12 protein-coding genes are annotated in these 23,081 nt (G+C 42.7%); 3 read left to right on the top strand and 9 right to left on the bottom strand.

Annotation, left to right across the window (positions count from 1 at the left end; all coding sequences use genetic code 11):
• Window positions 1–65: 65 nt before the first annotated feature.
• The 8 genes from SD10_RS20730 to SD10_RS20695 all read right to left on the bottom strand — a co-directional run bounded on the left by SD10_RS20730 (window position 66) and on the right by SD10_RS20695 (window position 18,583).
• Window positions 66–5,390, bottom strand: coding sequence for an FtsK/SpoIIIE domain-containing protein (locus tag SD10_RS20730; RefSeq protein ID WP_046576424.1), 5,325 nt, complete (start codon window positions 5,388–5,390; stop codon window positions 66–68).
• Between the two features lie 13 nt (window positions 5,391–5,403).
• Window positions 5,404–6,951 carry a hypothetical protein gene (locus SD10_RS20725; protein WP_046576422.1) on the bottom strand — a complete coding sequence of 516 codons (1,548 nt, stop codon included), beginning with the start codon at window positions 6,949–6,951 and terminating at the stop codon, window positions 5,404–5,406.
• 69 nt (window positions 6,952–7,020) lie between these two features.
• Window positions 7,021–8,898, bottom strand: a complete 1,878-nt coding sequence (locus SD10_RS20720) for a hypothetical protein (protein ID WP_046579886.1) — start codon at window positions 8,896–8,898, stop codon at window positions 7,021–7,023.
• A gap of 24 nt (window positions 8,899–8,922) precedes the next feature.
• Window positions 8,923–9,747 carry a phosphoadenosine phosphosulfate reductase family protein gene (locus SD10_RS20715; RefSeq protein WP_046576421.1) on the bottom strand — a complete coding sequence of 275 codons (825 nt, stop codon included), beginning with the start codon at window positions 9,745–9,747 and terminating at the stop codon, window positions 8,923–8,925.
• Window positions 9,737–11,713: a hypothetical protein gene (locus SD10_RS20710; RefSeq protein ID WP_046576420.1), complete on the bottom strand. Its 1,977-nt coding sequence runs from the start codon at window positions 11,711–11,713 to the stop codon at window positions 9,737–9,739. Before SD10_RS20710 ends, SD10_RS20715 begins: the two co-directional genes overlap by 11 nt.
• 7 nt (window positions 11,714–11,720) lie before the next feature.
• Complete coding sequence (locus SD10_RS20705; protein ID WP_046576418.1) at window positions 11,721–14,087, bottom strand: sensor histidine kinase; 2,367 nt, start codon at window positions 14,085–14,087, stop codon at window positions 11,721–11,723.
• Window positions 14,088–14,136: 49 nt separating this feature from the next.
• Entirely contained in the window at window positions 14,137–17,586 is a 3,450-nt protein-coding gene (locus SD10_RS20700) for a hypothetical protein (RefSeq protein ID WP_046576416.1), read from the bottom strand.
• On the bottom strand, window positions 17,579–18,583 hold the full coding sequence (locus tag SD10_RS20695) for a DUF4007 family protein (protein ID WP_082111645.1): 1,005 nt from the start codon (window positions 18,581–18,583) through the stop codon (window positions 17,579–17,581). The genes SD10_RS20700 and SD10_RS20695 overlap by 8 nt, the downstream gene beginning before the upstream one ends.
• A 144-nt stretch (window positions 18,584–18,727) precedes the next feature.
• On the opposite strand from SD10_RS20695, the gene SD10_RS20690 reads away from it, so the two are divergent.
• A complete protein-coding gene (locus SD10_RS20690; protein WP_046576413.1) occupies window positions 18,728–19,879 on the top strand; it encodes a cysteine desulfurase family protein in 1,152 nt (383 codons plus the stop codon).
• 5 nt (window positions 19,880–19,884) lie between these two features.
• Here the strand turns inward: SD10_RS20690 and SD10_RS20685 are convergent, their stop codons facing one another.
• Window positions 19,885–20,982 carry an HNH endonuclease domain-containing protein gene (locus tag SD10_RS20685; protein WP_046576411.1) on the bottom strand — a complete coding sequence of 366 codons (1,098 nt, stop codon included), beginning with the start codon at window positions 20,980–20,982 and terminating at the stop codon, window positions 19,885–19,887.
• Between the two features lie 1,096 nt (window positions 20,983–22,078).
• Between SD10_RS20685 and SD10_RS30510 the strand changes: the two genes are divergently transcribed.
• Together SD10_RS30510 and SD10_RS20675 are read left to right on the top strand one after the other, a co-directional pair.
• Window positions 22,079–22,186, top strand: coding sequence for an IS1 family transposase (locus SD10_RS30510; RefSeq protein ID WP_082111644.1), 108 nt, complete (start codon window positions 22,079–22,081; stop codon window positions 22,184–22,186).
• A gap of 182 nt (window positions 22,187–22,368) precedes the next feature.
• On the top strand, window positions 22,369–23,079 hold the full coding sequence (locus SD10_RS20675) for a S1 family peptidase (RefSeq protein WP_046576409.1): 711 nt from the start codon (window positions 22,369–22,371) through the stop codon (window positions 23,077–23,079).
• The last annotated feature ends 2 nt before the right edge of the window (window positions 23,080–23,081 follow it).

The raw sequence follows: 23,081 nt of genomic DNA, 5'->3' as shown, positions 1-23,081 counted from the left end.
ACTTAATTATATCGATCAATTCATTATAATTTAAAAATATTACTATATTGAACTCACCTAAATTGTCAAACTGGTGAATTAATTAAATCAACTAATTGATCAATAACTTCTTCTTGAATGAAAGGAACTTGGCCAAACACTAAATCAGGTTCGCCTTCTAATTTTGCAAGAAGGTGCCCCTTGCCCAGTAGACGTTCGGCCCCTTTTTGACTAAGTGCAATCTCAGAAGTGCCTTCTGAATCAACTTTTAATATTAAGCGATTACCCAGATTGGTTCGTAGTTGCATAGGCATCACGTTTGCGTCCGGGCGTTGAGCCGCGAAAACAAGGTAAATGCCAGCGGCACGTGCCTTAACTCCTAATCGGGATACAACATTTATTACCTGCTGTTTATATTCGTCTATTTGCATCCAATCTGCAAATTCATCATGAATTAACCAGACGACAGGAAGGCGTTGGTCAGGGCCAACTTTATTATTATAGGCTGTAATATTGGCTGTTCGCGCTTCTCGGAAACGCTTATAACGGGATTCCATCTCCTCAACTAGAGCCGTAAGCTCCGCTAAGGCTTCTTCCTGATCCACGATGATGGCACCGCCTTTGATATGAGGCAATGGCTCTAATGCAAAATAATCTACACCCAACTTAGGGTCAATAATGATCATTTTCGCCTGCTCGGGAGTATTAGTTGCCGCGATGCATAGGATAATGTTCTGAACTAATACAGATTTTCCACTTCCTGTCGTACCCGCAATCAAGGTATGGGGAGCATTCTTTTGAGGAGAGAGCGTTAGAATTTCTCCATTGTCCTCGCGAATGGCAATGGCTAAGGTCTGATTGCCATGAATTGAAGAAGGATTCCATCTGCTCCAAATATCCTCAAGACGTACTACTTGTCGTTCTGGACGTTCAATGGCCACAGAAATTGCCCCTAACTCTGGTCTAACAGAGACCACACTTAAGCCATAGGTAGTCTTAAATTCTACTTGTTTCTTTACAATTTGATCTACTGTAAGATTGGCATTGCCTTGAAATTTAAGCAAAGCTGCATTCGGCGTTAGTTTGCTATCCTGAAGCTTAGCATGCAAATTGAACCCTTGAAGTGCTGATTTTGTGCGTTGTCCTGTGGCCTGCAGCCATTCAACATCTGCTGTAGCTTCGGGCTTTACAATATCCTGTTTAGTAAGAAGTGTCTGAATTAATGGATAGGCCCATCTTTCGTTAACTTGAACCGACATTTCAGTAACTACTGGTGTACCCACAGAATTTAGTATACTCTCGTTTAAAATATCTCCAGGTTGATCGCTTACTAAAGGTTCCAAAATCTTATTTTGAGTGTGAGCTGTTATTCCAACACTTGGAATAACAACTGAGGATAGGTTGCCCGTTGGCTGAGTGAATTCTTGTGAAGTCCATATAGCGGTATTCCCATTCGCAGAACGTATTGGCATAGGGTCCTTTCCGCTTGCGTAAAGGGTAACCAATTCTCTAACTTGGTCGCGGCAAAAGATTTCTTGGTAAGCATTTTCTACTTCTGATATCTGGCTAAAATCAGCGTCACTGGGATCATTTTCTACACCGGAAATGAAGACATGAGAGTAGCCTCGAAGACTGATCTGACAATTGCCTTGTCGAATTGCCATTCGCCAGTCCGCCAAATTGATGTTAGAACCGGCGGGGAATTGTACTCCATCAAGAATCAAGTCTGATAATCGGGCAAGCCAAAGAGTACGATCTAACCGCTCTGGAGCACCGAATAAGGCGTCATAGATCCGTTTAAGGGTATCACGCAATTGGTTGCGTGAGGTTCGGGCACCCGCAATTAAGCCACTGCGGTCAATAAATTTTGCTTCACTAACGATAATGGTGAGGCGCAACTCCCCATTCTCTCCTCGGCTAGGACTTAACATTAGAATATCAGCTAACTGCTGCTCTCGTTGGCCAAGCCATTCTGCATAATCATCTAGAAAATACCAGCCAAAATGGCCTTTTTCACCACCAATATAAGCTTGCATTTCCTGTCTAATCAAGAAGCAGCTTAGCACAACGCCTATAAGCTCGCTGGCGCTACGCCCCCGTCGCGCGGCACGAAGGACAATGTCACCAGATATTTTGTTTGCCGCTTCAATTAACTGTTCTGTTAATTTATGCTGTGCAGGTTTATCTAATCCTAATTCTAAGCTACCAATACGGCGCAAAACCATCGATTGCAAAAGACCTAAAGAAGCAGTTGACGATACGATGAGACTACGGCCTTGCGTAGAAGACTGTTTATAACGAATGACTCGTACTTTGCGATCTAATAACTGCCGCCGATCTAACAACTCATCGTAGTTTACGACCCAATGTCCTAGGTTATGCGTCTCCTCAAAAATGTGACTCATTTCTGGATCTTGGAAATCCAGTTGGCGTGCAGGCAATAAGCGATGCTGAGTTTCACCGTCCCAATTGCCCTTAATAAACGTAGTAATAGCAGTTAGATAAGCCCAGCCTTCCGGTGTCTGGACTGGGCAGCATAAGTATACGACTGATTTCATATCGCCAGTGGGCGAGGGACGGCGCCTAGACCAATGGGCAGGTACTAGTTCCAATAATGGAATTGTGTGAACATTTTCTCTAAACCAGTCTACTGTGGCATGCCGGGCAATAACATCCTGAAGGAATACAATGTCGTTTGGTGGTCCCTCGTGTTCATTGGGAGCAGGAGCTTGATCAGCGGATATACTAATACGTAACCGTGCCATAAAGCCACGTGTGGCCTCACTGGTACTGTAAGCATCCGGGTCAGTGTCCGATGCTTCGACAATTCGTTCGTACAAGGAGTGCAGTTTCTTTGGGTCATGATGGCGCAAAACGATCTGACACCGCACATCCTCATCCTCCTCATTCATACGGCCAATCTGATTTACAACTGCTTGTGGCAAGCGAGCCGAGTCACAATCATATAGCACTACAGAAAGGTTTGCACTCTCGTGAGGTTGTAGTGCTAGGTATCGAGAAACCAATTCAGCTACACGTTTAGATGACTCTGCTGGGTTATCACTAGTTTCCGGCCCCGTTGCTACTGGCGGCTCATGCAGTGTATAATCTCCGCAGGTGTCTGCTAGAGATAACAGTTCTGGTTTGCTTTCGTAACGGCCCAGAACTACCTCTGGATAGAATGGATGGGCAAGTTCCTCCCGTAAATCTTTAAAAAATAAACGTCCAGCATCACCAAACCGTATTTCATCTTCGGTTAAATAGGCTTTTACTAATTCCCGTACACGACGGGCTTTAACGTACATGACCATCATACGCAATGGGTGCCAAGGCGTAATAATTTCTGTGGACGAATCACCTGCTACTGAGACTGAACCGATGCGCAGTAACGGTAAAAGCAATAACGACCGGTTTCGATCCCCAATGGCTTTTTTGCAAACAGCCATCAATAATGCAGCATATCGATCAGCTTGATCTTGTAACATTTCGCTAGCAAGACCAACGCCATACTGTCTGAACTCTGTAATTGCCGTGGTGTATGCAGTTTCGAAATTAAGCCACAGTTCTTTCAGCTCTTGTTCTACAGCTATGGATATCAATTCTTCGGTGCGCGCCAATTTTAAGTTGGATTCCCATCGAGAAGCTAGGTTATTGGCAGCCTTATATATTCCAACAAAGGAACCTCGGTGCTGGCCAAAAGCGGGAACCAATGTTCTCACATCATTAATATCAACAGATTGAAACCGTCCCTTCGCGCTCATCGCTTCTCGGCCTGCTGTACATAATACTAGTGGATGCTCAACTAGGCGTCCCCAGTCCGCTGCAAACTCTCGGGTAACCTTCATTGGATTAAAGGTCCAGATCAATTGAGTAGCTGAAGCCGTGGAACCACTGGCTTGTCCTTGCGTTACAGAGTCCATCTGCAACTCGAGGGTGAACTTAAGTTGTAATGCAAGTTTCGCTTCGGAACGGTTTCGAGTGTATTTAGCGGACTTTCGCCATTCATCAAGCAGGGATAAATAGTTTAATAACTCACCCACATCCCATTCTACACTACTACCTAGTAATTCGCGTAAGCCGTTGTAGCGAGTTGCGAAGTAAAGCCCAGCTTCGGTATTGAGTTTTTTTAAATCGCCTTTGCTTTTAGCATCTAACCGAATCTTAAGCTTCCGATTTGTGCTATAGTCTTCAACTGAAAGTCTCTCCAGACACAAGGCTAAACCGGTTAAAAAATCCTCATTTTCGTAAGGTCGACCAAAGGCAAATTTATCCCAACCGGCTTTTAGGTTCCGGTTCTCTGCTATTTGGTGACGATGCAAATCATAAAAGAGCCGATCATCGTCGGTAGCCGAAGAGGGATTTCGTTCTTCTAACCCTTTTAAATAATCCCGCTCATCTTGAGAAAGTAAATCGTCATCCTTGTCATCAAAAAATACCTTTGTCTGCTTACCTAGATTATGTTTCTCCCGTTTTAAGCCGTCAAACAATGGACGTACTTGCTCCCATTCAATTTCGGCGAGAGCTTTGGCAGCTTCATTCCACTGGCCATCAGCTGCAATGAATTCATCAATCGTTGCATGATGTTCCTCTGCTATTACATCGCGAACCTTATTAAAGGAGGCTCGCAAGTTAGTCGATGTGAGCAACGATTGGGCAAGTGTTTGTTTACGTAAAAAAGGGGCTCGCTTCTTATGGGCATCCATGAAGAATTGTTTCCAGCGGGATGAGTGCCGGTGGAATTTTACTGGAAGACCTATGAATAGATTTGTGTCACGAGGCATCGCTAAAGCTGGTAAAGCTGCCCCTAAAGCTGATAGTAAGGGTTCACCTTCTTCTATTTCCCGACGGGTACGCAACACGTACTCGGCAATATGAGGTAAAGAACGAATACTTAATTCCATCAGCGCCCGTAGCACACGGCTCCACACGTCAAAATTCTCTTCCGTTAGACCCAGCTCAACTGAAGCCACTTGAATCCACAATTCAGGTTGGGATAATAGAACCGCCGAGCCTATTGGCTCGATTAGATTTAATGATTGTGCTTCATCATCTCCTGTATTTGCCAACAGTAAAGCCGACCGCTGACATTCAGCGTTACGTAAGTAAGTTGCTCGTTGAGTTGTAAGAATTGTCTCGGGTAATCCATACTCTGTTAAATAGGGAATTAGTTTAGCGTATGGCAACTGAATTTCTACCAAATCCGCAAGAAATTGATTATCCAAAATAGCCCGCGCGATAGCAGCCATTTGCTCCCCTTTTAATTGGTCCAATATGAAACGGGCAGTACCTGTCTCCGTTTCATTACCTTGAATGCGATTAGCTAAGTATAAAGCTGCCACTTGTCCAATAAGCGTCGAGGCAGTAAGAGAATACGGCACCTCATGGCCTGTGCTTAACCTGCTTGTTTCCATAATGGGTAAAAAATTAAGCGTGGCCGTGGGGATTAATTACGTAAGCGCATCCATCAGACAATCGGCGTAACAGGCCAAGACTAGCTAAACGCAACTCCAACCGGGCGGCATTCGCCGCAAAAGGTTTGGGATCAAACTCATCTTCAGCAATAACATTAACGGCCTCCCGCTCACTAAAGACCAAACCGTAGCGTTCGAATAGTAGTTGGAAGAATTCTTTGAGTTCCATTCGAAGTGGAACTGTGGCAAAAATAAGTGTCTTTAAAAAGCTATCGGTAGGAGCGTACCGATACTTATTCGTGCCCCGGCGTGAGACTAGACCAATTAAACGACCTAAGGAGCGGTGAACCTCCCCAGCATGTTGCTGGTGACGAAGCTGCGCTTTATCACGCAAAAATTCAAGTAGGTCATCTGGATCTAAACTTCGATCGTAATCGCCAACATTATCCCACCAAATCTCCCGTTGAAGAATTGTTTGGCAGACGGCGAAGATATCGGCGGGAGAAGGAAGTAGTAAGGCCAGTTGCCAAGCATCTGATTCTTTTATACTGGTTAAATAGGTTTGAATGGCTTCACCAGATAGGCTATTATTTTCTTGAAAGTTGATTATGGATACTTCACGCACCAGTGTCTTCTTTGGAGCCACCACCTCACATAAAAATGTAATCGGTTCGCTTTTATTCGCCCACTCTGCCGCCACCTTCAACTGGTACAAAAGCACGTGAAATGCGCTAAGTGTAACTAAATGACTCAATACATCAAAGTTGGGCAAACCCAGTTGGAAAAGATGTAACCAGTCTTCTCCTAAAGCATTAAAGCATGGATGTTGACTATAAGGCAAATAGCTGTGTGCCCGCTCTGACTTACTTTCCTCTATCTCTGGTTCCAGTACAGTGAGTAATTGATTCCATTCATTATCTCCCCGTAAATAGTCTAAGAGGTAAGGACGTAGTTCATTTACAACAGAGCTGCGACATAGCATCAAATAAAGTAGCTCTCCAGTACGGGTGAAATTAGTATAATCATGCTTGCCATCTAGCCCCAGATCCTCATAGATGGCATTGGCACCAAAAGGGAAGAGGAACCGAGAAGTCCATCGTTTATTACTCTCGCTTTCCACTGATGCGTCACGCAACATACCAACAAGAAATGCGAAGTCACTGAAGCGTTCAAAGCGACCTTTTAGGTAAGAAAAATCATTGACCGTCAAGTTTCTGGCATTCTCCTGCATCCAGGCAAGCCATTTTGCCCATGAACTGTTTGAGTCTAATTTATCATCCTCTAAGGTTTTTATAATGTCGTTGTTCCACAGAATATTGCGTAGGTGCATCCGACGCAAGGGATAAAACACCAGCGGGTAAAAAGATCCTTGCTCGTTTAAAAGAGTGCCTTTCCGCGCGAAATATTCAGCCACCGTTAGGCATTCTAAAAACATGAGCCACGGCGTCTGAGGATAAATACGGTGACCCCAAATCTGCTCGTCAATCCAAAAGTCGATTTTCGTGTAATGACCTTTAGGGGGACGAGCAACGAGCGTATCAGCGGGTGTAGGTAATAACATACCTTTTATAGTAAGAGTGGTGTGAAGGAAAATTTAAAAGGATGAAAATCTATACTGTATGACTATCTTTTATGGACGGGAAAAATTTAATTGAATTGTTCGATGTTCAGGGTTACCGTTTTCATCCAGACGCAAGCGTTGAAAACGAAGGACAAACTCATCACCAGCTATTTGCTCGGTCTGTCGGCGTTTTTTTAAAGCTTTTAACAGTCGGCTCTTAAAAGAAAGAATGTCTTCATAACATTCTTTCGAAAAACTACTAGGCAAGGCCCCTTCTGCCACGCGTGAGAGAAACTCGTATCGAACTAAATTCAGAGGAAAAGATTCAGAAATATTTTCGGCTAAAGTGACTTGAAGCGCTGGTTTATTACCGTACCACACAATTTCCACACGTTCTCCTTTGCTTGGGACAACGGATATTGAATCTTCGTAAATGCGGGACACTTTAGCACCAGTTGATTGCAGGCTAGTTCCTAAACATAATTTCCGATCATCGTTGATTAGCATACCTACAATAACGCGATTTAGGCCTCGAACTAATCGGCTAACAATATGCCGATCCACGCGCCCATTTATCGTGGGATGTACTATGCGGATAACCCTTTCTAGAAATTCGCCCGCAAAACGAAAGACGGTCAGTTCCCATAAATGTAAATCTTGAGATTCAGAGGAAGATATTTTAAAAAAAAGAGCTCTACGTTGTGTGACTAACATTTCCAGGAACTGACTATTGCTGATATCTTCATCAGCAGATTCCACGTAATCACTTTGAGCCTGCTGATATCGAGCGTCAGCACCATAGAATTGATCGTTGCCTAAATACTGTTGATAATAAGGATGCAATGCCTCATCTGCTTCACCGAAGATGAGAATTGAATCAATACGGTTTGTTGTTTCATGACCAAGACGAAATCGATCTAAGTAATTGAACACCCCGATGCTTTCCCTGCGACTTTCACGTAGGTTTCCTCCAATCAAATTATTATAAATACTTGCCTCTCCTACCGATCCATCCGTTATAATCCGAGGGATATCAGTCGGTACCATTAATTGATCCTTGCAATTTTTGCCAGCGTAGCCTAACACCGCATTGACTAATAAGGCTAAAATCTCACGAATTGGAATGTGAAGATCGTTATAATCGCAGAGTTCTAACAAGTCCCGGAGTCGTTGTTGCAACAAAGGAGTTTGCAATAACTCAAAATTCCGACGAATGGGTGATTGTTGTCCATATGCTAGTGAGGAGCCAGCTTCACCTTCAAAACAGAGTTTCCAACCTGGATGGGATAGAAATGCTTCTAGAGCGCAATCAAAAAGCTCAGCGGAAGAACCACGCGATAGGTTAAAAAAACGTATACTGATCCCTGGCTGCTCTTCCTGATCCTCAACCAGTAACTGTTCAAAAAGACTTCGGGCACGGCTTACAGTAGGAGAATCTGGCAAACGTCGCCATGTTTCGATCAGTTGTCCATCATTGGCAGCAATGAGAAAATAGTCAGATGTATTATTCTCGAATAGACTATTTGAGAATAACTCTAGCAGCATTCTACCTTCAGTTTCCCATTCGGCTCCTTGCTGTGGTACCCAAGCACTCAAATCCCTAATCACATGCAACGTTGCCCCTGATGTCAATGTTAAATGGATATAAGGATTGTTGGAGGACCATGTTGCTCCATCGCCTTCTAAGTATTCCCAAACTTTGCTGCATAAGTGAGTTTTGCCATCGCCAGCAGTACCAGTCAGAATAACAGAAACAAGCTCTCGTCCTGCAAAACACTGTAGTACTTCCGAAAATCGGGGATGAGTAAAGGCAATAGGTGTCACGCCAGCACGCCGTGCAGCTCGGCCCGTATGCTCTTCAAACGCTGAATCATTGGCTGGAATCGGGCCATATTTACGAACGAATCGAATCCAATTGTTCGCTGACGGAGAAGTACTTGTGATCACATTCAATAAAAATAAGTAGTCGCTTTAGATTTGGCAAATGAGGCACCCCGTTTTTTCCTCATAGTCATCCACTCCTCCAAGTATGTTTAATAATGTCTTATTCGGTGCGTTGCGACGGGCGCGTTCTTTTGCTACTTCATGTTCCCGAATGATTTGCGCCATTCGTTCTGGCTTTTCCAATTCCGCTAATGGCTCGTTACCGCACCAGTAAAATGTAGTTATCGCATTTTTACCAGGTTTCTCATAAGCTTTGGCCTCTTCAAACAAATCAGGGTGCGCAGCTTTAAGCCTCACCCATTCTATTTTTTGCTGGTAGAAACAGAAAAAACAGCCAGAGCGGGTACGTCCCCATTCAGTATAAGGAGGCATACCCAGACCTGATTCTTCTAGAATACGCTCAATATCAGCTTTGATTAGACCGTCCTCACGGAAAGGGTATACGGGCACAATATTCGGTTTTTGGCTGATATAACCGTCACGATTCTCGTCAGCTCTAAGTCCCACATAATTGTAGCAGAATTCATTACCAATAAACCGCTCAAATGGAACCAGCTTCATCTTACGTGTGCACCAACGGCGATGGCTAGAGGGTAGCATTCCTCCGTAAATTTTGAGCAGTTGATCAAAGCCAATAAAGTCCCCATTTTCAACGGTACTTTTATGGATAGGTTTACCAAGTAGTGCTTCTAATCGGCCTAGATAAGCAATTGTTTCAGGCAGTTCCTTACCCGTATCATGAAACACATACTCCATTTCGGGTACTCGATCACGCATGTAAAACGCTAGTGCGGCACTGTCTTTGCCTCCAGATAAGCTCAATATATGTCTTGGCTGCTGATTAGTTTTCATGGTTAATGGGTGGGTTACTAGTTGGTGAAATAGAGGGCGAATCGTCAGTTACAATATTAATAATAAATGCATTTTGCCCCACAAATACATCTTTGGGTGAATCAAGTGAAAGCCCTAAAGAACTAGGAGGTAATAGGACAATAGGTTTGTTACCACTTGGGTAAAGAAAACCTTTCTTACTAAAAAACCAATTGTCAAATTCGTCTAACAATAAATTTATATTCGAGAATAATTTTTTATCATAATTAGCCAAACGCCCTCCCTCTACTTCAGCCTTTTTAAGTATTAACTCACGTTGTTTAGAAAGGAGAGCTTCTTTAAAATCTAAAGCGAAATGCAATGTTAAGCGAACGGTTTTATCTCCTACTCTAGTAATAGGTAAAAAAGCATATTCGACGCTTTCTTCTAAAAAAATACCTGCTGAACTGTCCTCTTTCCTATAGAGAACTTCCAGTCTTATTTCTTGAGTAAATGGTGGTGATACTGGTAAACCTATTCGGGAAATAGAAGCAGAAAAGGCTTGTTGTATCTCCAACGCAAAAGGCAGTCGCAAACGAAAGTGTCGTTCTAACTCTAAAATTTTCTGCCATTCAATGAACTTATTATGTGGGACTGTATCAACCTGTTTTACATTCCACTTGATTTGGTATTGAACTCCCTCAAATAAAAAGAAATCCGTTTTCTGATCGCTAAGAGCAAGTGGCTTCTCAAATGGTACTAATGTACCGCGCACTAAGAAAATACTTCTTTCTGCATTTTTAGCTTCTGGGCGTTCAAGATCACATTGTGCATTCAAAACCATCCACACATCTGTTGTCTCAGATTTAGTAAATAAGTCTCCTAAGTGCAAATAAGGTAGCTTGGCTAATTTGCTGTTTGTAGACCCTTCTAAAGGGTGAAGCTCAATTGGACCTAAACCCTCTTCAAATAGTGCACTCATATAAATGGCCGACACTTTTGAAGAAGGTAGTCGATGATGAAGTGGCGGTTTATCGGAGAATACCTTATCAATAATAGATTGTTGAACTTTTAAGTCGGTGTTCCGTAGTAATAGATTAGCCCAATGAGTACCATACAGCCAAGCTAAATAATCACCTAATGGTTGTGCCTGATCCCGTAAAGCAGAATTTTGGATAAATACATAATCCTCTATACGAAGCATTTGTACTTCTTTCTCAAATTCATTTAGTGCACCTTTGGCTGCACTTATTAGTGCATGAATATAATCCTGAAGAGCATGATTACTTTCAAATTCTTCGGAATATGCGCGTATTAATAACGAAACTTTATTCTGATCACTTAGTTGATCTTTGGGTGAAAAACGAAAGACTCCTTCAATCATACCCGCCTCATCTTGAAATCGATCAATCAACTTGATGAAACCAGACTCTGAAGACATCAATATTGTGACAGGCTTTTTCCCCTTAGGACATGTATTGTATATCTCCCGTGCTTTAGTTTTGGCATTAGCCACAGCTAAAGGCCCTGGTTCAATGCCTAAGTTATAATCAATGAAGATGTAGACGAATTCACCGCTTGAAAAAATACTGGGGTCTTCGACTCTAGAATTGATTCGCTTAACATCTAAATTCTGATTTTCAAGATTTTTACAAATTGTCTCAAGTTCATTTAATTTATCAACTTTTTCGGTAAACAGATTTTTATCAACTAATTCCTTTAATCTGGCATGACTGGCTCTTTCCCTCCACAGTTCCTGCAAAAAATCCAAAAAATTTGCAGGCGCAGGTTCATCTATATATACCTCTGGCAGTATTAGACCAATCTTAGAAACTAAATCGTCAAATTCGCCTTCTTGGTTCACCAGTTGATAAAATTCTAAATACTGCTTTATTTTGATTTCGCCCTCTTCAACATCATCAAAGGCATCATCAATAATAGCCGCTTTTTGTTTAGGTTCCTTGGTAGCAGCAACCGTTTCTATTAAAATGGGGGAAGAAGATGACATAGGATACTCACTTATTGTTTTGCAAATCAAGAATGAACGTATGTAAGACAGATTTTCCAGTATCCTGGAGATACAAAGAGGAGCCATGATATTGAGCTATTTCCCGTGAAATGTATAGGCCTAGTCCTTTTCCTTCTCCAGGCGGCTTTGTGCTAACAAAAGGTCTAAAAATATCGTCTTTTTTTGCAACTGGAATCCCAGGACCATTATCTGAAAATAAAACGAACTGTCGATCACGATCAATTTTTACTTTTATTTCAGCGTTTGAAAGTTTATTAATGATTTGCTCCTGTTTTAGCCAATAAACAGAATTAGTAATCAGGTTCTCAATCACTTGTACAATCATTCCTGGAACTGCCTGTATACTCCATTTTTGATCAATATAACTGTCTTCAATTACTAAATTTATTCGATGGCGTTCAAACTGGTCATGGTGGTATAGTAAAGTATCCTGTAACAGCTTTTTTAAATCTACCAATGTTTTGTGCTGACGGCCTGAAGGGCCTAAAGGATCAATAACTTTCAGACGTGTTTGTAAAGTTGTTAGCTGTGATCTTAGTGTACTCATTGAGCTTGCCGTGCGTTGGGTAAGCTCTTGGGATGGAAGAGTATTTATTGTTTTAATAGCTTGATGTGTAGCCCGGTTTAGTTCATGGGCAATAACGTCAATCATTAAGCCTAAGCCAGCCAGATTTATCGTAGTACTCAGTCGTTGTTCAAGTACTTTTGCTGACGCTTTAGCACTTTTAAACAAAGCTGAGCTTTCTTCCAAAACTTCTTCAATTGTATTAATAATTTCAGTTTCCTGGTTCAGTTCAGGATAATTTGTAATTAGATATTTTATCGCTTGCCTTATCTTATGCTGGCCTAGATCTATTCTTTTTTCTATCTCTCCTAAACTTAATGCAGCGAGGTTTGCTTGTTCGTCGCTTTGAACAGCGTTGAGAAAAACTTTAAGCTCTTTCCAAATAAAATATTGTAGTAATGTAACAAGGACTTGTTTTTCTAAATTATCTCGCAAACCTTCTCGGTTTGTCTGATCAAGAAGAAACGGATTACCATTGGAGGTAATATCTACCTTTCCAACTATCTGACGCCTGTTCAATTTATAACCTTGGGAACTTAGGGCTATATGGTCAATGTCCAACCAATCATCATTTGGACCACCAAATGGATTAACACGGAAACCATCTCGGTAAACCATTAAACCGCCACCCCATGTGTCAACCAGCTCCTTAACGTATTTCGGATCTATTACACCTTGATTTTTAGTCAGTAACCTCCGGTTAAACCAGTGTAGTTCAAAAGTAAATGGGCCCAAACTTCTCAATATTGCAAATGCTTTATCTACATCTACAACCTCTTCTAAGAGTACTGCAAGATGTGTTCCAGTTATTGAGAAAGTTTTATTTCGATCATAAACTCTGTAATGCATCTCTCCAAGTAGAGTCGCATTACCATCCGTATCGAATTTTAGTTCGCCTTTAGCTGACGCATGTGCATTGGCGAATAATGTTTTATCGATGCCCGAAAGCAAAATAGGTTTTTTATTAAACCAGAGAGTAATAAAATCACGGTTTGTTCGACTAAACGGGTCAATAAAACGACCTATCTGTTCCTGCTCGATTGCTTCTATTTTTTCTTTTGACCAAATTGACTTTAAGTCAAAGATTCGAATACTGGTTCCTTGTGTTAGTGGATTGTCTTTTAATGTTCCTATTTTCGGCTCAACGACTATGCTATCTAGCATTGCATCTGAGTCGTGCGAAAACATGTTCCAGTCGATTTCTAATATGTTATAATTATTTTCGCCAGCTTTAGTTGTCTCTACCAGAAGTCCATCTCCTAATCGCATTACTGAAAGACGGCCAAGACCTTTTTCGCCCAGTATTGGACGTTTGCCTTCACTTGTTGGGACTATATTTTCATTTTGACTACGCTGCTTTTGTCGATTACGAGTCCCTAATGTTAAATATATATCCTCCAGGTCAACTAAAGACATACCTTCTCCCTGATCCTTAATAAGAATATAGTTCGCCTTTTTTAGAAGTAAGAGAAGTTGATCTGAAGTAAGATTATTATTTAAGGCTATTTGTAATTCACTAGCTTCTGGTGTCTCTAAATCAATGCTACTAATTAGTTGGTTAAGTATTTCTTTTTTTACTGAGTTATTTACTGGGTTATTGTCTAATGTAATACGTTTAATTGTGTCTCTAACAAGCAATTGTGGTAATCGGATTACGACTCTTACCTCCACCTTTCGTGAACCTGCATCAAATGCATTTTTAATAAGTTCATAAAAAGCAATAGCATCAGAGCTGATGAGCTCTGCACCTAACTGTAAAATAGTACGGGCAGTAACCTTAAAATGCATGTTTCGGTGGATATGAGCGGAATTTTAAATTGACTGGCTGGAGTATTCATTATTTTTGAGCCATCATCTCCCACAGGACACGTGTAGCAGCAGCCATACCGAGCTGTCCCTGATGTCTAAGTAATGTTCTCAGGTGTTCTTGTAGAGCTTCCATATCCTTAACCTGTTCTTGCGCTAAATGAATAACTTGATCACGTTCCTCTCCGTTCGGGTGAGTTAGAGCCAGTCGGACAGACTCCACATTCTGTTCAGTACTTTTTTTACTAAACACAACAGCTTCTACTCGCAAGAATTGAGCGCTCAGCTTGTGGATTTCTTGCTCAAACTTATATTCATCCGCATCACGCCACTTGGCTGGTGGCATTGAGCAAACTAGATTACCCAAAGATTCCAGCCATTTATTTTCTACTAGTGATGTATCAGCTAGCCGTAAGCAAAAGCTCTTTAATCGAATCTCAGTCACCGAGATGGCCAACGCTTTCGCCCGGCTGGCCAATATAGGTCGGATTTGATCAAATCCACCACTTAACTGCAATTCTTTCATCAATTGTGAACATAAGCTCTGCAACAAATTCGGGTAGGCAGCACGCAATTCATCTACAATACTTTTTAAAGTAGATACAAATTCCTGGATATGATTTAGTTGTGTATGTTCATCACCAATAATGTGGGCATTGATAGGGGATAGGCCACAGGCTTTTGGCAAATCATAGAAGATAAGTTTAGCCGGATCAACAGTTGCTACCAGAATAGACCGGACGGCCTTGGCTTTAGGAGATAAACGTGTCGTTTTTAGCGCATATTCTGGAAGATTTGCGATAAATATGAGTAGTGGTTTTACGACATCCAGTATGTCGACTCGGTTCGTGTTTTCAGCCCTTAGCCCTAATTCACGGATCAATTGTTGAAACAAGTCGTTACGGATACCTGTGTATGGATAATATTGGACCTCAAACGTTTCCGGAGCTTTAATGAGCCGTAAGAAGTTAGTACCAGTTATTCTTGGAATAAAAGAACCATCTTCGTAAAATGCTAATTCTTGCTCGTGTATGACGGCAAATACCGCCAGTAGTAGCGGTGTTAAACCATCTCTAACACCATAAGGCGCTAGCCGTAACGCATCAAACACTACTGTCACTGGCACACGTGCATCCGGTTTTTCCAAAAGAACCTCATGAATACGATGCATCGCCGGTAAAATACGGCAATGAGCTTCGTCATATTGTTCACTAGGTAAAGCAACTTCCCATATGCCTTCTTTCTCTGTTTGCTGGTGTAAGCCTGCTTCTTGCAATACCGATAAATACATGGACATTTCAGGTGGATGCTTATCCGGGTCCATGCCCAATAAAGGTTGACTGGCTGATTCAAAGAGTTTCTCACATAGCCTTAACCGTGCAGCAGCACCGTTCGACGATAAAATCCTTCGATTGATCAGTTCATTATGTATGAACGGGGAGAAGGAATAGACATTATTACAAATTTCGGTTAACAACGTCAGTACATTCCTTCCTGTGTGAAGATTGGGTACTAGCTGCCCTTTATGGAACCAAGCCAAACGGCCTTCTCCATCGGCATTAAGTAGACCTATACTTACTTGTAATTTTTTTGTTAACGTTTGCTGAGAGAGTACTAATTTACGGGAGACTTCTTCTCGTGCATATCGATCATGACGTAGTTCACCGATCGACCGCTCTACCCACTCCCATTGACGAAGCTCCTCCAACTCTGCCGTAAGTCCTCGAAGGGGTCGAGGTACAGCCACAAGTACGTGGGCACGTTGGGCAATTTCCGAATTCGATATGAACTTATGAGCAGCTTCGACATCTGTAGGTGTCTCACAGAGGGGAACAATAATTAGTCCATCTGCTGATGTATCCGTATTAAGTTTATTGGACAAGGAGGCCACTTCTACATACTTTACATCAAAATACCGCAGATTACCTGTGCTGATGTAATGACGACGGGCAACAAGTGGCCGCACCTCTAGGCGCTCCCGAATAAGTGCTGGCAGATTAGTAACAGTTCCTAAGGCTTTTTTTGCTTCGGCACGGGCATCATTTAAATTAACACTTGAGGTAGACCACACACAAAAACCACCGGCGATACCTCTAAAGTGCAGCATATGCAGCTCCTGCAAACGAATGAGAGCGGCCTCTATATCATTTCCTATGTCCAGGGCAAGCGACAATGCTTGCTTCGAAGCAACTAAGTCGCTTGTGTTCAGGAGATTCATTAAGCCAGTTATTTTAAGCACCGCTAGATCTTGCTCCTGTTCTCCTTGGTAGGAATTTATAATGCTATCGATTTCTTTCCAGTGGTAGCTGAGCGAGGCCAAGCGACCACCAAAGGCACTACGCGCATAATCGAAAAGATTATTTAACCGAAAAAACTGTTTTCCCTCAGTACGAGCGGTAAAGTCTTGCAAGCCGTGTGGATCAGAACCCAGCAAAAACGAATAGAGTGACCGTTCATTTTGACCAAAACTGGCAAATAGCCGGACCAAGGGTGGTAAAACGGTAGGATGAAGAGGGTATATATTGGCCGCTAAGTCTATTAGAGGCTTGGCTGCCACGTCAACCCCATACCAACGCAATTTTAGCGTCTCCTGCATAGCCGATCTAGCCTGTTCCTGTGTTTGCGGCTTAACCTGGTCAAGTTGGGTTTTTAAGGCATTAGCGACTAACGAGGCAACTTGCTCGACTGGGTGGTACCAGGTAATTTCTTCGAAACGTCCAGCTACTTTTTCCCATTCTCGCTGTTGTGCTTTAGTGAGACTTTCCGTGTAGGCGCTTACCCCCTGGTGTAATAGAGCTAATATAAATAAAGGTAAGTCACCGCTACGTGCCGACGCTTCAGCGAGACTTTGCAGTAAAAAAACATCCTGCTGATCAGGGCGATCAGCCGCGTATTCTAAAAATTTACCAGCTTCGTCAAGGATCAATAGTAGTCCATTTGCTCGATCAGTAACTACTATATACCGCTGTATACGCTGCACCCAGTGAAGCACAAGTCTATCTGAGCAGATCTCAGGGTTAGACGTTACTTCCCCTAATTCTGTTAACAAACTTTCGTCGGCGTCAATGCTTCGCAGAGCTGTAAGCAACGCCCTAAGAATAGCCGGGCCCATTGGTTCCCGACTTCCCGTTACCAATACAGGTAACAAAGCGGGGGCTTTGGGGAAGGCGAGCCCTGATCCGGCTCGACGCAGCTCAGTCTTAAACACTGTAGGCAATTGCGACAATGGTTGAGAAAATAACTTTGCCACCAGTAAGGCAAATGAAGATTTTCCCGAACCATAATCCCCAGTAATACGCCATGCACGTAGACTTGATTTTGGCCTTAAACCTTCTCCAAGACGCTCTAAGGCTTGTTTCGCATGTGGGGTAAGGGTATAGTTCTCTAATGCTTCTGGATCATTCCAGTCACGTTCCAAGTCCGTAGAACGTAAAAAACGTCGATGTATCGCGAATAAGCTGGTGGTTACGGTATTAATCATGGCCTATTCCTATTCTAAATTTTTGTCCGTGTGCTAACTGCTGAGCCTCAAAATAGGCTTCCATCGGTTGACCATAAATTCCTGTGAACAGGGTTGCTTCCATTTCTTCATTCAACTCCCCCTGTTTTAATAAACGTGGTAGAGCCGCCGAGTCGCGATAGTCAAAAAAAAGCTGTGAATCGTGTTGTAACGAAACTAATCGACCTTGTAAATCCGGTTCCGATAGTTTAAAAATCTGGCCCACACTACCGGGTCGTGCGTAAATGTCCCGAAATGATAAGCTCTCTTCCTCTCTTTGGTGATTGCGCCAGAAATCAAACAAACAATAAGCTAGTAGTGGGCCAGTGATGTCAGGCTTTCCATCCTGCCGGAATACGTATAAATGCTCCCGTTTCCCCGGTTCAGCCATTGTTCGTTCACCAGCGGGAATAACTAATTGAAGTTCGGTTAACGGGCAATCCAAACTCTCCTCTAGTATTTCATTGCCTTTTCTTGCCCGTACTGGGACATAGGTATGCAGAAATATAGAAAAGTGTTGTTCTTTCGTAAAATCGGATAAAGGGCGCTCCATTCGGTCCGATTCAATGCTGAATGCTTCAATGACCTCAGTCTGAGAAAACTCTGGTTTCTGCCACTGATTTAGCAAGAAATACCACGCAAAAAGCGGATCATCAATGAGCGTTGAGATTTTCCAATGCAGCAACCATAAGGTTCGAATGTCTTCCAAGAAAGGATCCTGCCCCTTTTGGGCCTGAAAGATGGCGTGGCCGAAAGGCGTGATATAAAGGCCAGGTTTATCCGGTTGCTGTTCGGCTATACCGAACGATTGTACCCAAAATCGAATGGATTTAACCATGTTTTTTCCAACGCCTAACTGCACCATTGCATGATTATCATTGGCGAATAGGGTAGGGTCTGCGTGAATGGCCCGATATGCTTTTGGTAGCCAAGTATATCGGCATGGAAAACTCTCATGACCAGAAAATCTAAATCGCATTATTCTTAAATTATTGGATACCGTGAAGGTATGGATGGCAAGATATACCGTCTAAATTGCGTACTTTATAATAGAATTGCCGCCTGTTGCCACCAAAACTACATATAATTAAGTAGGTTTCGAGCTTGTTGTTTACCTTTCCAGATGATTTATCTTGACAATCATGCCACCACGGCTTGCGATCCCTTGGTGGTCGACGCGATGATGCCTTTTTTCTCAGGTAGTTATGGAAACTCATCCAGTCCTCACGAATTTGGCCAAGCAGCGGCTGCTGCCGTTAGCCAAGCTAAGGAACAGGTTGCTGCCTTACTAGGGGCCGACCCAGGTGAAATTGTATTTACTTCAGGGGCAACCGAAAGTAATAACATCGCATTGCTGGGGGCAACTCAACAACACAAAAATTTAGGCGGAACTCGTAGGCGATTGGTCACAACGGCGACTGAGCATAAATCGATAGTAGCCCCCCTGCAATACCTGGCCCAGCAAGGCTGGGAACTGGTGTATTTACCAGTAGATAGGACGGGGCGCGTAGATTTGATTGAAGCTAAGAGGCTGATTACACTAGATACATTACTTGTTTCAGTACAAGCGGCAAATTCCGAAATCGGGACGATTCAACCTGTTGCTGCACTGGCTGACTTGGCACATGCGAACGGAGCTTTGTTTCATTGTGATGCCTGCCAGGCAGTAGGTAAGATTAACCTTCAGGTTGATTCATGGAGATTTGATCTACTTTCATTAAGTGCCCATAAGCTGTATGGACCTAAGGGCGTTGGTGCTGTATGGATCAGGGGAGGGGAGAAGCAATTGCCACTGGTACCACTAATGTACGGGGGTGCTATTGGTAGTTTACGGCCTGGTACACTGCCGGTACCGCTGCTTATTGGATTTGGTAAAGCCTGTGAGGTAGCATCACACCTACTTGCGCAAGAAAGTCAAAGGATTGGTGCTTTGCGCGATTCATTTGAGCACAACCTCCTAACAGCCTTACCGGAAGTGACTGTAAATGGAGCACTGACAGAGCGACTTCCCAATAACAGTAGTCTCACATTCGGCGGTTTAGAAGCGGAAGTGCTATTAGCTAATTTGCCAGATATAGTCGCTAGTACTGGTTCTGCCTGTGAATCCGGCAGTATAGAACCTTCCCGGGTGTTACTAACGATTGGCCTTACTCGCGAACAAGCCTTTAGCACCATTCGCTTTGGCTTAGGACGGTTTACTACGGAAGCAGAAATACGGGCGGCAACGGCTCAACTCATTGCGACATACCGGGAAGTCTCCATGTGGTTGGCTTGATCCCATTAGATGTGAACGCTGTATGCAAACGGGTATATAAACCCCAAGTTTTGAGCTGTCTGTAGGCGTGGCAGTATCTGGCCATGCAGTTGATCTCGAAACCAAGTAAAGGGCTGTTGTCGAATAGATGATAGATCCCGTGCAAACAAGAGGTGATAATCCTCTAGTAATTTGGTTTGCCCTTTGTTCGCGTGAAACTGGAATGCCGCATATTGTAATTGAGCATATTGTTCGAAGTATAACTCCATGGAAGGTAACAAGTTACTTTTGGCTGAGTTAACTGGCTTAGAGGTAGGAATGATATTCCATAATTGGTCATGAGCCACAAATGACCAAGGTAAAAAATGGTCTAGGCTGAGGTTGTCCACGGTTAATCGTAAGCCGGAATAAATGCAGTTAAAGTCGGCTTGCTCGGCTAGGAAGGATTTCCAAAAGCGACTAGCCACCGATAAATCTCGAACCCCAGGCTTTTCCAATTTCTCGGTTAATCCAGTGATATTTGGATTGTTCTTTTGTAAAAATCGCACCAAGTGCCAACTCGTAAACCCTCGTAGAATTGTTTGATGACGCTGAAAGTAATGCATCCAAGCTGGATGAAGGAGAATACTATCCCCGTCGAACTGGTAAGGCGACCGCCCGGAAGCGTTCGCCAGTTCTTTTACTAACGCATTTACCTTAGGGTCATGCAAGCCCCGGGATTCTATGGCAAACATAGGCCTGATAAAACGGTAGGGTACCCAATTCATTAACTTTTTAAGTAGACGTTGCAATTTCACTTGTTGCGTCAATGACAGCCCATTCAGTTGCACCAATAATCCTGGTGCTGAAGGGCTATTGTCGACAATTATATGCTGGGAAACATAGCCCGCTATGGGCTTAAAGCTGTCTCGTCTCCCAAAGGAGAGTTTGAAGTAATCAAGTGGGTACCAAACACTAGTCAACATGCGTAACGACAAGTCTTGCAAAGCCATACGGGAACTGCCATTTTCCCGTAGGTTATCCAGAATGGCTAAAAACCAGTAGAATTTGTAGGAGTTTGTTGTATCGGAAAATACCGCTGATAAGGCGGCCACATCTAGATCATCACTTTCGGGTAACTGCATGCTATTAGTGGGCTATAACACAAAAGGGAAGTCAATTGAATACATCGTAAATCAAGAAAAAAATCAACGTATTTAGCAATGGAAACTTATAATAATCTAATCAATGGATAACGTCGGTGAAGTCAAGAAACCCTAAATTTAGATTTTATTCACCTATATAAGCTTAAAGCCATCAACTTCTAAGAAGAATGCTTCATAGCCTAGTAATCGACAATCGAGCATAGGCACAACAGATCGATCATTGGTATGACTTTATTGTATCAAATTGGCTAGATTCGCAAAGGCTGGGATAGAAAGACGGATTCGAGCAATGGCAAGTCGGTTGACTAATAGACCAAAGCTAAATTGTTTTACGGACTTGTACAGCCCCGGCTACCCGGCACTAGTCAACATTGACATCGTCAAAGCAACGCTAGAGTGGGCCGTTTACTCGGAACAAGGCAACCAATTGTATTTTCAAACACCCAATTCGATGGCTGGAGCCAAAATAGGCCTACGAAATTTGAAAGCGCTAGCGAATAGGCAACCAACTAAAGCCGTGTTCTGTACGGAACATACGGGTACCTGTAATGCCCATCTGCTGGAATATCTAGACAAACTTCATCTGCCGATTAAGTTAGAGTCATCTTTAGTTAGAGTTATCGCTGCAAGTCAAACAGGCTAGCGGCTTGCCGCGAGGTAAAATCGATAAAGTAGACGCTCAGCGAATCGCCGAGTATCCCTATCATTTTCGGGATAAAACCCGTTTGGGGCAACCTCCCCGCCCGATCATATAATAATGAGCCTTTTTGAGTGCGGCTCGTCAACGTGTGATCTTGGTATATAATCAACTGGCTGAACCGCTGGATGAACAAGATACGTTCGTGAGCTACACTATGCAGAAGCAGGTCCGGCACAGTTATAAATCCTCCTGCTCTAGAAAAAGATGGCACCGGCCGCCTGAGCGATACTCAACGCGGTCAGCAATAAACTAATCCACCGAGTGTATGCAGTCGTTAAACGGGGTGAAAAATATGACAAATTTTATTAAATTTCCCTTGCATAGACCATAGCATAGAAATCGGAGCGGGCCTGTTTTGATTGCTAAGATCAATGCTTGCGCTTAATACGAAAAGCATTATTACAAGGTCTTGAACGTAAGCATTTAATCCTTAGAACGCGCTTGAAACGATTAACTCGTCGAACCATTTGCTATTCAAACTAGGCCGCTAGAGCGGTCAATCGTGGTTCACGACATGGATCGGTCTGTTTATCGATCAATTTTTCTTTGCCGATCAACGCACTTAAGCCACTACCAGATAATTAGATTAGTAACGATTTAGGTCTGTTGAAACGATGAAATATGTACTTTCCCGCTGGATTACTCTATTAACCTTAAGCCTATAGATGGATATCAACCTTCCTATTAAAATGGACCAACAGATATTTTATCATTTCAATAATAAATTGACTAGTGATCGATCTTGCATAGGCAGCATCCTAATCGGAAATGATTTTTGTGGAAGTGGATTTGTAGTACATAATAGTCGATTGATCGTTACGAGCGCACATAATCTTGAGTCGATTGACGGAACGATTACATATCTTACCGCTTCTGATGACGAAGGTAAAAACGTTAAATCATACGTACTTACAGTAATTAGAATTTTAGAAGAGTACGATTTGGCACTTTTGGAAAGCCATGAAAAGGTAACCGACGCCTTTTTTTCAATTGCTCCCGAGTTTAATGTAGCTGTTTATCAAAAGATCTATTATTATGGATTTGACAAGAAAAAGCAAGAAGACCAGGAGTTAAATAGAGACAATGATGGAAATCCAGAAGTACGACCTCAGGGGCGCCATATTTATGAAAGTACAATTTCAAGTATTGCTAAAACCAGAATAGGGCATGGGCCCCTTGTCGATTATATTGAGTATTGTGGATATTGTGTACCTGGTTTTTCTGGGGGGGTAACAATGAATATAAATGGAGAAGTTATTGCTGTAAACACGCGGGTTTGGGTTGGATATGGGCCAAGGAGAAAAAAGTATTTTATGTTAAGTCAGGCGTTTTCAATTCAGCCCCTCCTCCAGATCATAGATTCTTTACGGGCTTAAGC

Source organism: Spirosoma radiotolerans (assembly GCF_000974425.1).
Classification (GTDB): domain Bacteria; phylum Bacteroidota; class Bacteroidia; order Cytophagales; family Spirosomataceae; genus Spirosoma; species Spirosoma radiotolerans.
The sequence above is the reverse complement of the archived record's forward strand: the minus strand, read 5'-3'. Positions and strand labels throughout refer to the sequence as shown.